Here is a 13,306-nt window from a genome sequence, read left to right on the forward strand (position 1 = left end):
CTCCGCGGTGACGACGTCCATAATCACGCCGCCCTTGAGCATCTCGGCCATACCACGCTTGACCCGCGCCGTACCGGCCTGGCCGGTGGCCGACCCGGATGGCGGGGCCCCGTTCGAGGTGTCCACTCGCTTCTTCTCTCCTTCGATGCGGGCACCAGTCTAGTGGTGAGCGAAAACCGGGTTTTTCGGCTCCGCGCGGCGCTGCGGGCGGGGGTCATGGCCGCGTTCAGACGGTAAACCAATCGGGCCGCAACCCTTTTGAGCCCCAACGTCGTTGGGCGCCGACGAAATTTGCCGAAGGCCCGGCGAGCGCGCCCACGCTGTCATACAGTAATTGACGTCCTTTCGGGCAGGACCGCTATTCCATTGGGTTTTCACTCGCCCGTGCACGGCGACGGCCGGCGTACGAAAGTCCGCGGCCAGCCACATCGCACGGCAGCTGAGAGCGCCGCGAAGGAAACGCGTGTCATGAACTTCACCGTGCTACCGCCGGAGATCAACTCCGCGCGGATGTACGCCGGCGCCGGTCCGGCGCCGATGCTGGCGGCCGCGGCCGCCTGGGACGGGCTGGCCGCCGACCTGCAGGCCTCGGCGGCCTCCTTCGAGTCGGTCGCCTCGGGTCTGGCGGCATCCTGGCAGGGCGCCGCGTCGACCGCGATGACGGCCGCGGCCACACCATATTTGGCCTGGCTGAGCGCGGCCGCGCAGCATGCCGAGCAGACGGCCGGGCAGGCCCGGGTGGCCGCGAGCACGTTCGAGGCCGCACTGACGGCCACGGTGCACCCGGCGATGGTCGCGGTCAACCGGACCGGGCTGGTGTCGCTGATCGCGTCGAACCTGCTGGGCCAGAACGCCCCGGCGATCGCGGCCACCGAGGCCGAATACGAGCAGATGTGGGCCCAGAATGTGGCCGCCATGTCCGGTTACTACTCCAATGCGTCGGCACTGGCCAACCGGCTGACTCCGTGGCAGCAGCTGCTGGGCGGCCCGTCGACACCCGGCGCGGCAGGCCCGGTGGCGATGGCGCCGGGCACGGCGCTCGTCATGGGCACCGCGTTGCTGCAGCCGACGTCGAGCTATGTAAGCCGCATCGACCAGTTGTTCCTCGCCCCGATCCACCCGGGCTACCTCGCCCAAGGCCTGTACACCCCGGAGCAGTACTGGCCGCTCACGGGTCTGACGAGTCTGACCGTCGGCCAGTCCATGGTGCAGAGCGCGAAAGTGCTCAACGACGCGATCATGGCGCAGAACGGCAGCCCCACCGTGGTATTCGGCTACTCGCAGAGCGCCTCGGTTGCCACCCTGGAAATGCAGCACCTGCTGACCCTGCCCGCCGACCAACGGCCCACCGCTGACCAGCTGTCATTTGTGTTGGCCGCCAACCCCAACCGGCCCAACGGCGGATTCCTCGAGCGCTTCCACGGTCTGTACCTCCCGATTCTGGATCTGCCGTTCTTCGGCGCCACCCCGGCCAACGCCTACCCGACCACCGATTACGCGATTCAATACGACTTCCAGGCCGACTTCCCGCAGTACCCGCTCAACCTGCTCGCCGACGCCAACGCCGTCGCCGGCCAGTTCTACATCCACTCCAGCTATCCGGACCTCACGCCCGCTCAGATCGCTACCGGTGTGGTGCAGCCCGTGTCGCCGGCGGACACCATGACCAAGTACATCCTGATCCCCACCCATGATCTGCCGCTGCTCAACCCGCTGCGCGCGATCCCCATCCTGGGAAACCCGCTGGCCGACCTGGTGCAGCCGGATCTGCGGGTGCTCGTGGAGTTGGGTTATGACCGCACCGCCTATCAGGATGTCCCCACCCCGGCCGGCCTGTTCCCGCAATTCGACCCGCTTACCGTTGCCGGCCAACTGGTCGAGGGGGCCGGGCAGGGCCTGCATGCCGCCATGGCCGACCTGGGTTTGCCGCCGCCGCGATTCCCGCAACTGTCCTGACCCGGCGGATTTCGTCGACGCAACGCATTTGATCGTCCACACGGGCAAATACCCGCGAGAGCTCGGCGGCCACCTCGTTCGAGGCGTTGACCGCGGGGCTGGCGGGCGGGACGTGGTTGGGTGCGGCGTCGGCGGCGATGCTGGGCGCGGCAGCGCCCTATGCCGCGTGGTTGCAAGCGACGGCTGCTGACGCCGAGCAGGCGGCCGCTCAGGCCCGATCAGCGGTGTGCGCGTTCGAGGCGGCGCAGCCGCCACCGTGCATCCCGGGATCATCTCAGTCAATCGGTCTCAGTTGCTGTCGCTGGTGATGTCCAATCTGTTCGGCCAAAACGCGCCGGCGATCGCACTCGCCGAGGCCGAATATGAGCAGATGTGGGCGCAGGATGTGACCGCCATGCTGGGCTACCACCTGAGCGCCTCGGCAGCTGTCGCGCAGTTACCGCCATGGCAGGAACTGCCGCAACGATTGGCGGATACGGCCGACAGCGCCATTGCCAGCTGGCAGCTCCCGAACATCAACATCGGCACTGGGAACACCGGCAACGTCAACATCGGCAACGGCAACCTTGGCAGCTTCAACCTCGGCTTTGACAACGTGGGGAATTTCAACGCGGGTTGGAACAACTATGTCAACGCGAACATCGGCACCCGCAACGTCGGCCAATTCAACATCGGCTTCGAAGACACCGGCGACGCGAACGTCGGCATCTGGAACGTCGGCGAGCGCAATATCGGCCTCGTCAACGTCGGCGAGGGCTGGATCGGCTACGCGAACCCCCAAAACGGCGACGTCGGCGTCACCAGCGTGCTCGAAAGGCTGGGGGTCGGCGGCGTGGTGGTGACCCTGGGCGGGACGGCGTTCAGTCCGCTGCCCCGAATCTTCTACACCGCGGCCGTTTCGGACCTGTTCATCCACCCCGTCGACCCCGCCTTCACCGGATACGCCGCCAACTTCCTGGTAACGCCGTCGAAGCTGTGGCCGTTAACCGGTCTGGGCAGCTTAAGTCTCGACCAGTCGGTGGCCCAGGGCGTCGCGAACCTGAACTCGACGATCATGACGCAATTCGCCTTGGGGCAAAAGACCGCCATTCTGGGCTACTCGCAAGGCGCCGTGATCGTCGGCGAAGAACTGCGCCATCCCGCGACCTTGCCGGCCGACCAACGGCCGGCCTTGAGCGATCTGTCGTTCGTGCTGATCGGTTCCCGCTTCCCGGGAGTGCATATACCGATCGCGGACTTTACGTTCTTTCCCGCGACGCCGGCGAATGTCTATCCGACCACCGTTTACTCACTCGAATACGGTGGATCAGCGATTTTCCGCAGTACCCGATCAATATCCTGGCAGACGTCAACGCCGTCGCCGGCGCCTTGATTCTGCACTCCCAATTCCCGGCGCTCACGCCCGAATGGGTTGTCACGGGTGTGGTTCAGCCGGTGACACCGGGGTCACTGACCACCTACATCACGATCCCCGTCCAGGATCTGCCGATGCTGGCTCCGGTGCGCGCCATCCCCTTCGTCGGAGAACCGCTGGCCGACTTGATCCAGCCCAACTTGAAGGTCCTGGTGAACTGGGGCCGCGGCAACCTCGAACACGGTTACAGGCAGGGGCCGGCCGACGTTCCCACCCCGGCCGGGCTGTTCCCGGGCATCAGCGTGTTCGACGTGGCCGCGGCGCTGCAGCGCGGCACCGTGCAAGGCATCAACGACGCACTGGCCGATGTGGGGCTGCGACCGCTGTCATCGTGGTTGCCGCGGCTCCCCCTGAGATCGGCCCGGCGAGACCCCGCACCGATCAGCGAATGGACTGCGGCACAACGGTATTGCGCACAGCGTCGCCCGACGCATCCGCCAGCCGGTTGGCTTCGGGCAGCAGCTCGCCGAGCTGCAACGGGTACACCTGCTCGCCGGCGGCCACCAACCGCGCGATGTCGGTGGCGTCACACCAGCGGGCGCCGTGAATGTAGCGGCGCTCCAGCTCGGTTCGGCCCTCGATGGACGGCTCGAACCGCCGCGTGCGGTACACCAGGTAGAACTCTTCACTGTCGAGCAGCGAGCCGTTGAACTCAAAAACGTCGTGGCGTCGCCAGACGGGGCCGACCAAGTCGGCCGGCTCGACCTGCAGACCGGTTTCCTCGGCCAGCTCCCGCGCAGCCGCCGCAGCCAGCTGCTCCCCGGTGCGCACCTCACCGCCGACGGTGAACCACCACCGAGGCACCGCGGGGCCTTCGGATTCCCTGGCCGCCGGGTCCGAACCGTGCAGCAACAGCACCGCACCGGTCTCGTCGAGCAGCACCACGCGCGCCGAGGTGCGTCGGATCAGGTCACCGTGGTCGGCCCGGTCGCCGTGGGCCAGCGCGTGGGGACGCTCCGCGATTTCGAAATACGTTGGCAGCGGCGCCCTTCCACCGAGCCGGAAAGCCCGCACCATGCGCCGTTCGCGCAGCACCAGGGTGTCGCGCACCGCGTCGTTGTGGAATCTGCGAGCCAGCACCACCCGGGCTTCGGCGTCCGCCAACTCGGCAGCCAGCGCCGTCGGCAGCGACGCCGGGTCGACCACCGCCAGTGCAGCGGAGAGCTCATTTTCCGCGGCCTCGCGCGCCTGCCGCGCGGCGCGCTCGGCCGCGTCGGCCAGGTCCGCCAACCGCCTGCCCTCGGCCGCATCACCGTAGGCCTCGATAGCGACCGCACGCGCCACCACCGCGCGCCGCGCCAGCGCACCGTCGAGCGCCTGCCAGGACAGGTCGTAGCGGACGTGCAGCCGGTCCAGCCGGTTGGCGCGCTGATAACCCCAGGCGCCGAATGCCACCAGCACCACGAACAGCATCGCGACGACGGCGGCGAGCAGCCACATCATCAGCTGGCGACCTGCACCTTGACGCCGGCCCCGGCGACCGTCTCGTAGACCCGCATGATCTGGCTGGCCACCACCGACCAGTCGTACCGACGAACCGCGTCAGCGCCGGCGGCGACGTACCGGCGACGCAGCGCGTCGTCGTCGAGCACCCGGCTCAGCGCATCGGCCAGCGCCGCGGCCTGTGAATCCGGGGGGTCGACCGGGACCAGACATCCCAATTCGCCGTCTCGCAGCACCCGCCGGAAGGCGTCCAGATCGCTGGCGACCACCGGGGTACCGGCGGCCATCGCCTCGACCAGGACGATGCCGAAACTCTCGCCGCCGGTATTGGGGGCGCAGTACACGTCGGCGCTACGCATCGCCGAGGCCTTGCCGGCGTCGTCGACCTGGCCAAGAAAGCGGAGGTAGCGCGTCAATCCGCCCGCCTGGCTGCGCAACTGGTCCTCGTCGCCGCGGCCGACGATCAGCAGCTGCAACTCCGGAAAACGCTGCACAACAGCAGGCAACGCGGCCAGCAGCACGGCCATGCCTTTGCGCGGCTCGTCGTAGCGGCCCAGGAACAGCACCGTCTTGCCCGGCCGCGGATATCCGTCCAACGGCGCTGCGGAGGCGAAGAACGCCACGTCCACGCCATTGGGGATCTCCACCGCGTCCGAGCCCAGCGCCTCCATCTGCCAGCGCCGGGCCAGATCCGACACCGCGATCCGGCCGACGATCTTCTCGTGCATCGGCCGCAGGATGCCCTGAAACACCGTCAGGGTCAGCGACTTGGTGGTCGACGTGTGAAACGTCGCCACGATCGGGCCTTCCGCGATGTTCAGGGCCAGCATCGACAAACTCGGGGCGTTCGGCTCGTGCAGGTGCAAGACGTCGAAATCGCCTTCGGACAGCCACTTCTTGACCTTGCGGTGGGTCGCCGGGCCGAAGCGGAGCCGTGCCACCGACCCGTTGTACGGAATCGGAACTGCCTTGCCACCGGAGACGACATAGTCGGGCAGCGCCGCATGTGGTGATGCCGGCGCAAGCACGCTGACCTCGTGCCCGCGGGCGCGCATCACCTCCGCGAGCTGCAACACATGCGACTGCACGCCACCCGCCACGTCGAACGAGTAGGGACAGACCATCCCGATGCGCATCAGGCTTTCCTCAATTGGGCCTCAATTGGGCCTCAATTGTGCCTCAGCCGGGTCCGCCGGGCCTCCGACAGATCAGCCAGCCACTGCGGTTGCAGCATGTGCCAGTCAGCGGGGTGCTCGGCGATGTTGGCCGCGAACCGGTCGGCCAACGCCTGGATGATGGTGCCGACATCGCCGCTGGTGCAGTCCAGGGCCGGATACACCCGAAAACCCCAACTATTGGGTTCGAACCAGCAGTGCGCCGGCAATAACGCCGCTCCGGTCTCGATGGCCAGCTTGGCCGGCCCCGCGGGCATCCGGGTGGGTTCACCGAAGAAGTCCACCTGGACGCCGTTGCGGGTCAGGTCGCGCTCGGCCATCAAGCAGACCACCCGGTTGGCCCGCAACCGGTCGCACAACACCTCGAACGGCGGTTTGGCGCCGCCGGACAGCGGGAGCACCTCGAACCCCAGGCGTTCCCGGTACTCAATAAAACGCCGATACAACGACTCGGGTTTGAGTCGTTCCGCGACGGTGGTGAACGTGCCATACGTCTGCGCCAGCCACATGCCGGCCATATCCCAGTTTCCGCTGTGCGGCAAAGCCACCACAACACCGCGGCGCGCGGCCAGCGCGGCATCCAGATGGTCGAGACCCTGGAACGAGTTGTCGATCTGTCGAGCCACCTTGCGGTGGTTCATCGTCGGCAACCGGAACGCCTCGCGCCAGTAGCGGGCGTAGGACTCCAGCGAAGCACGCATCAAGGCGTCCGGGACGTCGGCGGGCCGCACCCCGATGACCCGGGCCAGATTCTTGCGCAGTTGCTCGGGCCCGCCACGGCGAGCCGCGTAGTGCGCCCCGGCATCGAAGACGTTGCGAGCGGCGAACTCCGGCATCGCGCGCACGACCCGCCAGCCTGCCGCATAGGCCCAGTCGGTCGCATGACCGGTCAACAGGCGACGCGGGCTCCCGCGGAATTGCACGCCGGCCGGGGTGGCGGTCACTGCTGCGTCTTTCCGGGGCTGCCCGGTTTCGGGTGACCTTGCGTTTGCGTCCCACCGCCCGATGGCGGTATGCGGTCGGTGGCCCCGGGCGAAGTCCAGACCGTGTGCAACCGCTGACCCAGGGTGATCACGCTGGCCACGGCCAGCACCCACATGGCCACCGGCAACGCCGGCGGCCACGCGATGAACGGAAAATCCGATACTCCCGCACCTACGAGCACGATGATCAACCGCTCCGGGCGTTCGATGATGCCGCCGTCGCCGCGCAGGCCGCTGGCTTCGGCCCGCGCCTTGACGTAGGAGATCACTTGCGAGGTGACCAGACAAACCAGCGTCGCCACCACCAGCAGCCGGTCACGCATGCCGAACGCGATCCACCACAGCAGACCGCTGAACACCGCGCCGTCACTGATGCGGTCGCAGGCGGCGTCCAGCACCGCGCCGAATCGGGTGCCACCGCCGCGTTGCCGGGCCATGGCCCCGTCCAACATGTCGAAAAGCACGAAGAACCAGACCACACACGCACCGGGAAACAGCCTGCCCATCGGGAAAAGAACCAGCGCACCGGCCACCGAAGCCGTGGTCCCGATGATGGTGACGGCATCGGGCGTCAGGCCGATCCACAACAGCGCCCGGGCCAGCGGATCGGTGATCCGCGCAAAGGCCGCCCGGGACAGAAACGGCACCTTACTCATGCGCGCCGCTCCTGCTCACGGCTGCCTGACCCATTCGGTGGCCAGCAACCGGCGGGTGTCGCGCAGCAACTGCGGAATCACCTTGGAGCCGCCGATGATGGTGATGAAGTTCGCGTCGCCGCCCCACCGCGGGACCACGTGCACGTGCAGATGCTCGGCCAGCGAGCCGCCCGCCGACGTGCCCAGGTTCAGGCCGACGTTGAAGCCGTGTGGCCGCGACACCTTCTTGATGACGCGAATCGCCTTCTGGGTGAACGCCATCAGCTCCGCGCTCTCCCGCTCGGTCAGGTCCTCGAGCTCCGAAACCCGACGGTAAGGCACCACCATCAGGTGCCCCGGGTTGTATGGATAGAGGTTGAGCACGGCGTAGACGAGTTCGCCGCGGGCCACCACCAGACCTTCCTCGTCGGATAGCAGCGGGATTTCGGTGAACGGCTGCGAGCGCTCGGCCTCGGGGCGCTTCATCGGCGCTTCGGCGAGGTAGTTCATCCGGTAGGGCGTCCACAGCCGCTCTAGGTGGTCGCGCTGACCGACGCCCCGATCCAAGATCGTGCTGTCCTCGCGGTCAGCGTGCTGCTCGTCACCCACCGCTGCCCACTTTCACCAGTTCAGCTGTCGGAGCAGCGTTTTCGCGGGTTGCGAGCCACTCCACGATCGCCGCCACCGCCGCGTCCCGCGGCACGCCGTTGAGTTGGGTGCGGTCGCCGAACCGGAAGCTGACCGCGCCGGCCTGCACGTCGCGGTCACCGGCCAGCAGCATGAACGGCACCTTCTGGTTGGTGTGATGCACGATCTTCTTGGCCATCCGGTCGTCGCTGCCATCCACCTCGACCCGTACCCCGTACGACTTCAGCTGTGCCGCAACATCTTCCAGATATGTCAGGTGCTCGTCGGCGACCGGGATGCCGACCACCTGAACCGGCGCCAGCCACGCCGGGAACGCCCCCGCGTAGTGCTCGGTGAGGATGCCGAAGAACCGCTCGATCGACCCGAACAGCGCGCGGTGGATCATCACCGGGCGCTGCCGCGCACCATCTTTGGCGGTGTATTCCAGCTCGAAGCGCTCCGGGAAGTTGAAGTCGAGCTGGATCGTCGACATCTGCCACGTGCGGCCCAACGCATCCTTGACTTGCACCGAGATCTTGGGGCCGTAGAACGCGGCGCCGCCCGGGTCCGGCACCAGATCCAGGCCGGATTCGGCACCCACCTCGGCCAGCACGTTGGTGGCTTCCTCCCAGACCTCATCGGATCCGACGAACTTGTCCGGGTCCTTGGTGGACAGTTCCAGATAGAAGTCGGTCAGACCGTAGTCGCCGAGCAGGTCGAGGATGAACCGCAGCAATGAGCGCAACTCGTCGCGCATCTGGTCACGGGTGCAGAAGATGTGCGCGTCGTCCATGGTCAGCCCGCGCACCCGGGTCAACCCGTGCACCACGCCGGACTTCTCGTAGCGGTACACCGTGCCGAACTCGAAGAGCCGCAACGGCAGTTCACGATAGGACCGGCCGCGCGCCCGGAAGATCAGGCAGTGCATCGGGCAGTTCATCGGCTTGAGGTAGTAGTCCTGGCCGGGTTTGCGCACCGAGCCGTCCGGGTTGTGTTCCGCGTCGATATGCATCGGGGGGAACATGCCGTCGGCGTACCAGTCCAGGTGTCCGGAGGTGTGGAACAGCTGGGCCTTGGTGATGTGCGGGCTGTTGACGAATTGGTAGCCGGCCTCGGTGTGCTTGCGCCGCGAGTAGTCCTCCAGCTCGCGACGCACGATGCCCCCCTTGGGGTGGAAAACCGCTAAGCCGGAACCGATTTCGTCGGGGAAGCTGAACAGGTCCAGCTCGACCCCCAGCTTGCGGTGATCGCGCCGTTGCGCCTCCTCGATGAGCTCCAGGTGTCGGTCGAGCGCCTCCTGTGACTCCCACGCGGTGCCGTAAATCCGTTGCAGGCTGGCGTTTCTCTGGTCACCGCGCCAGTAGGCCGCCGAACTCCGGGTCAGCTTGAAGGCCGGGATGTGTTTGGTGGTCGGGATATGGGGTCCGCGGCACAAGTCACTCCAAACACGTTGCCGGGTGCGGGGATTGAGGTTGTCGTAAGCAGTGAGCTCGTCATTACTACCTGGGGGGCCGACCTCCATGATGTCTGGGTCCCCGGATTTGTCGTCGACGAGTTCGAGCTTGTAGGGCTCGTTGGCCAGCTCCGCGCGGGCCTGGTCCTTAGACGCATAGACCCGTCGGTCGAATAGCTGTCCCTCCTTGACGATCTGGCGCATCCGCTTTTCCAGCGCCGCCAGATCCTCGGGCGTGAACGGCTCGGCCACGTCGAAGTCGTAGTAGAAGCCGTCGGTGATGGGCGGGCCGATGCCCAGTTTGGCTTGCGGGAACAGGCCCTGGACGGCCTGAGCCAGCACATGGGCGGCCGAGTGCCGGATCACACTGCGGCCTTCTTCGGTGTTGGCCGGCACCGGCATCACCTCGACGTCGACATCGGGCACCCAGCCCAGGTCGCGCAGCTTGCCCTCGGCGTCGCGCACCACCACGATCGCGTCGGGCGTGCCCCGCCTGGGCAACCCCGCCTCGCTGACCGCGGCCGCCGCGGTGGTCCCGGCCGGAACCCGGATCGGGTGCCGCGGGTCGCCGCCGTCGGCTCCGGGGACGGGGTGTGCGGGGGGGCTCATCGGGTGGTCTCCAAGGCTGGGGCGTGTCGGAACGAACGCGACCATGCTATCGGTGTGCCCGACCACGCGGATTGACCCGTCGATCGATGCGCGCCTACCGTGCGATCGTGGTGACGACCATCGAACGGTTGGCCGCATGGGTCGCTGACCTTCGTCTCGACGACGTCCCGGACGCGGTGGTCGACCTCTGCCGCGCCCAACGCCGATCCGTGTTCGCCGCCGTGGCCGCTTCGACCGGCGACGTCGCATCCCGGCGGGTGCTCGCGGGCGTCGAAACCTGGGCCGGGGACGGCCCGGTTCTCGTGCCAGGGCTGCCCCGCTCGGTCGCCGTCGACGCTGCCCTGTATGCGGCGGCCGCGTTGTCGATCGCGCTCGATTTCGACGACTATGTGTGCTTCGCTCACGCCGGCCACTCCGCCGTGCTGGTGCCGGTAGTGCTGGCCGCCGAGACCGGCGCCTCGGCGGCCGAGCAACTCACCGCCCAGATTGCGGCTAACGAACTCGAGGCCCGGTTGGGCGGCGCCTGCCTGCTCGGACCGCTCAATGGTCAGCTGTGGTCGTTCGTGCACGCCGCCGGATCGGCGGTCGCCGCAGGACGCCTGCTCGGGCTGGACACCGGCCGGCTGGCGCATGCCCTGGCGCTTGCCCTTTACCAAGCTCCGCGCGCCACGGTGCCCGGGTTCATGGCGCCCGACTCGAAGTTACTGACGGCGGCCGAGCCGACTCTGGCCGGGATGCGGGCCGCCCGACTCGCTGCCCGCGGCGTCACCGGTCCGCTGGATGCCCTGGACCATCCGCAGGGCTTTTTCGATGCGTTCTGCTATGCGCCGCTGCCCGCGCTTCTCGGCGGCCTTGGCTCCGGATGGGCGACCCGGACGATGAGCATCAAGCGCTACCCGGGGTGCGCCTATGTTGATACAACCGTCGATGCGCTGCTTGAACTCGGGCCGCCGCCGGCCGCCGACGTCGCGTCGGTCGTCGTCGAGGCGGGCGTGCTGACGTGCGGAATGGACGCCATGTCGCACGGGTACACGGCCGTCCGGATGCCCACGCCGGTGACCATCAGCTTCTCGATCCCGTGGACCGTCGCGGTCACGCTGGTCGCCGGCCGGCTCACGCCCGTCGAGGTCAACGAGGAGTGGCTGGCCACCCACCACCGCGAGCTCGCCGAGGTGGCCGACCGGGTGTCGGTGCGCCACGACTGGTCCCTTACCCTGCGCACGGCCGAGGCGATGGCGCCGCTGCTTCCGGTGCGCGCGATCACGGCCGGCACGCCAACCCGCCGGCTGCTCGCCGCTGTTCGACGAACTCGCCGCGGGCACAAGGGGATTCGTGTTGGTGTCGGCGACGGCATGGCCGTGCTGCGCGCCCTGCGAGCGCGCGGGATCGGTGCCGCCGGCCGCGCCGCGACCGGACCGCCGTGGGCGCCGGCGGCACTCGACGCGTTCACGATGACGTTTCCGGCGCGAGTGCGGGTGAGGTTGCGCGACGGCCGCGAGCTGGTGGCCGAACGCGACATTCCCCACGGCGGAGCCGGGAACATGAGAACCAGTCCGGACGAGGTCAGCCGCGAGAAACTCTCCGCTTGTGGACCTGCGGTGTGGGACTCGCGGGGCACCGAGAACATCGTCGAGGCGATCGACTCCGACGCCGCCGGCTTGTGGCGCCTGCTGGGAACTAAGGCTGAGAACTAAGGCTGCCCGGGCTTGAGCCGCACAAACAACGCGTCGGCCTCGGTCAGCACGGTGTCGCCGTCGGTCAACCGGCCGGAGACGAAGATCTTGCGCCCGTCGACCCGGTCGACTCCCGCGTCGACCTGCAACTTTGTTTCGATGGGCACGATATTGCGGTAGTTGATCGTGAGGTAGGCCGTGCGTTGCCGGGTGCTGCCGGTGAGCACCGACGCCGTCAAACCCAGGACGGTGTCGAAAAGCAACCCGAGCGCCCCGCCGTGCACGGCGGCGTTGCGGCCCAGGTGAAATCGGGCGAATCGGGCCCAGCCGTGGATCCGGCCGTCGTCGGTCTTACGCGCCGACATCGGCACGGTCAGGATGTTGCCGCGCACGAACAGGTCCATCCGCCGGCCCGACGGCGAGTGCCATTCGTCGGCGTCGAACGGCGTCAGCAGTGCCGACACCTTCTCCAGCAGGTCGGCGGCCTCGGTGATCACGTCGTCGGGGGCATCGGCGGCCCGGGCATGGTCTTGCAGCTTGCGCACCGCGTCGATGAACCGGCCGTAGTCGGGCCCACCCTTGGTGGTCGGTTCGGGGGGATTGAATCCGCCGCCCGGGTGTCGTTGATGCTGACCTGCCATCACAACACCGTATTAGGACCGTATTAGGACGGTATCAGGTTGCACGGTACGTGCCGGCCCGCGTGGTGAGCCCTGGTTTAACCCGGTTGGCCAGACAGGCCGTCAGCACCGATGCTGCCGTCGGCGCCATCGCCTCCGTTCTGGGTGGTTCCGGTCCCGCCCGTACCGCCGGCGCCCAGCCCGCCGCCGCTGCCACCGGCGCCGCCGGCACCGCCACCGCCAGCGGAGCCGTTGACGCCCGCTTGGCCGATCAGCAAACCTCCCGAACCGCCGAGTCCGCCGATACCGGTGCCGCCGCCGTTGCCTCCGGTGCCACCCGCGCCGCCGTCGCCGCCAGTGCCTCCGGATCCGCCAGCGCCGAAAGCGCCATTGTTTGGGGTCACGCCGGCGCCGTCACCACCGGTGCCGCCGACACCTCCCTGACCACCGGTGCCGCCGGCACCACCCTGGCCGCCGGTGCCGGCGACGCCGCCGGCACCGCCGTTGCCGAACAGCAGCCCACTGCGACCACCGTTGCCACCCGAGCCGCCGCCACCGCCGGTACCGCCGGTGCCGCCGAGCCCACCGTCCCCGCCTCCACCGCCGGTGCCGCCGGCGGCAGTGCGGTTCGCGCTGGCTTCGGCAGAGCCGCCGTCACCGCCACTGCCGCCCGAACCGCCCGAGGCGCCAGCACCGCCGGTGCCCCCTATGCCGCCGC

At 68.2% G+C, this 13,306-nt stretch carries 10 protein-coding genes and 3 pseudogenes; 4 read left to right on the forward strand and 9 right to left on the reverse strand.

Annotated elements, in window-relative coordinates; all coding sequences use genetic code 11:
- A pseudogene (locus BST40_RS29680) lies at nucleotides 1-126 on the reverse strand (pyridoxal 5'-phosphate synthase lyase subunit PdxS); the annotation flags it as partial.
- 384 nt (nucleotides 127-510) lie between these two features.
- Here BST40_RS29680 and BST40_RS25335 point away from each other — a divergent pair.
- The 3 genes and pseudogenes from BST40_RS25335 to BST40_RS33660 form a co-directional block, all read left to right on the forward strand.
- Nucleotides 511-1,956, forward strand: coding sequence for a PPE family protein (locus tag BST40_RS25335; protein WP_420891065.1), 1,446 nt, complete (start codon nucleotides 511-513; stop codon nucleotides 1,954-1,956).
- Nucleotides 1,957-2,018: 62 nt separating this feature from the next.
- Nucleotides 2,019-2,659: pseudogene (locus BST40_RS33655) on the forward strand (PPE family protein); the annotation flags it as partial.
- A gap of 135 nt (nucleotides 2,660-2,794) precedes the next feature.
- Nucleotides 2,795-3,474: pseudogene (locus BST40_RS33660) on the forward strand (PE-PPE domain-containing protein); the annotation flags it as partial.
- A gap of 277 nt (nucleotides 3,475-3,751) precedes the next feature.
- On the opposite strand, the gene BST40_RS25345 reads toward BST40_RS33660, so the two are convergent.
- Genes BST40_RS25345 through thrS form a run of 6 tightly spaced genes read right to left on the reverse strand, consistent with a single transcriptional unit; the run spans nucleotide 3,752 to nucleotide 10,295 of the window.
- Nucleotides 3,752-4,813: an NUDIX hydrolase gene (locus tag BST40_RS25345; protein WP_083156114.1), complete on the reverse strand. Its 1,062-nt coding sequence runs from the start codon at nucleotides 4,811-4,813 to the stop codon at nucleotides 3,752-3,754.
- Nucleotides 4,813-5,949: a glycosyltransferase family 4 protein gene (locus tag BST40_RS25350; protein WP_083156116.1), complete on the reverse strand. Its 1,137-nt coding sequence runs from the start codon at nucleotides 5,947-5,949 to the stop codon at nucleotides 4,813-4,815. The genes BST40_RS25345 and BST40_RS25350 overlap by 1 nt, the downstream gene beginning before the upstream one ends.
- Before the next feature lie 32 nt (nucleotides 5,950-5,981).
- A complete protein-coding gene (locus tag BST40_RS25355) occupies nucleotides 5,982-6,932 on the reverse strand; it encodes a phosphatidylinositol mannoside acyltransferase (RefSeq protein WP_075547554.1) in 951 nt (316 codons plus the stop codon).
- Nucleotides 6,929-7,627, reverse strand: a complete 699-nt coding sequence (gene pgsA / locus BST40_RS25360; RefSeq protein ID WP_075547555.1) for a phosphatidylinositol phosphate synthase — start codon at nucleotides 7,625-7,627, stop codon at nucleotides 6,929-6,931. Before pgsA ends, BST40_RS25355 begins: the two co-directional genes overlap by 4 nt.
- Before the next feature lie 15 nt (nucleotides 7,628-7,642).
- Nucleotides 7,643-8,215 carry an ATP adenylyltransferase gene (locus BST40_RS25365; protein ID WP_075547556.1) on the reverse strand — a complete coding sequence of 191 codons (573 nt, stop codon included), beginning with the start codon at nucleotides 8,213-8,215 and terminating at the stop codon, nucleotides 7,643-7,645.
- Nucleotides 8,208-10,295, reverse strand: a complete 2,088-nt coding sequence (gene thrS, locus BST40_RS25370) for a threonine--tRNA ligase (protein ID WP_075547603.1) — start codon at nucleotides 10,293-10,295, stop codon at nucleotides 8,208-8,210. Before thrS ends, BST40_RS25365 begins: the two co-directional genes overlap by 8 nt.
- A gap of 107 nt (nucleotides 10,296-10,402) precedes the next feature.
- On the opposite strand from thrS, the gene BST40_RS25375 reads away from it, so the two are divergent.
- Nucleotides 10,403-11,989, forward strand: a complete 1,587-nt coding sequence (locus BST40_RS25375) for an MmgE/PrpD family protein (protein WP_158084035.1) — start codon at nucleotides 10,403-10,405, stop codon at nucleotides 11,987-11,989.
- Here BST40_RS25375 and BST40_RS25380 read toward each other — a convergent pair.
- Together BST40_RS25380 and BST40_RS30300 are read right to left on the reverse strand one after the other, a co-directional pair.
- Nucleotides 11,986-12,609: a PaaI family thioesterase gene (locus BST40_RS25380; RefSeq protein WP_075547558.1), complete on the reverse strand. Its 624-nt coding sequence runs from the start codon at nucleotides 12,607-12,609 to the stop codon at nucleotides 11,986-11,988. The genes BST40_RS25375 and BST40_RS25380 overlap by 4 nt on opposite strands.
- A gap of 77 nt (nucleotides 12,610-12,686) precedes the next feature.
- Nucleotides 12,687-13,306, reverse strand: a 620-nt coding sequence (locus tag BST40_RS30300; RefSeq protein WP_158084036.1) for a PE-PGRS family protein, incomplete at its 5' end; no start/stop codon positions are given.

This window comes from Mycobacterium persicum, assembly GCF_002086675.1.
Lineage (GTDB): Bacteria > Actinomycetota > Actinomycetes > Mycobacteriales > Mycobacteriaceae > Mycobacterium > Mycobacterium persicum.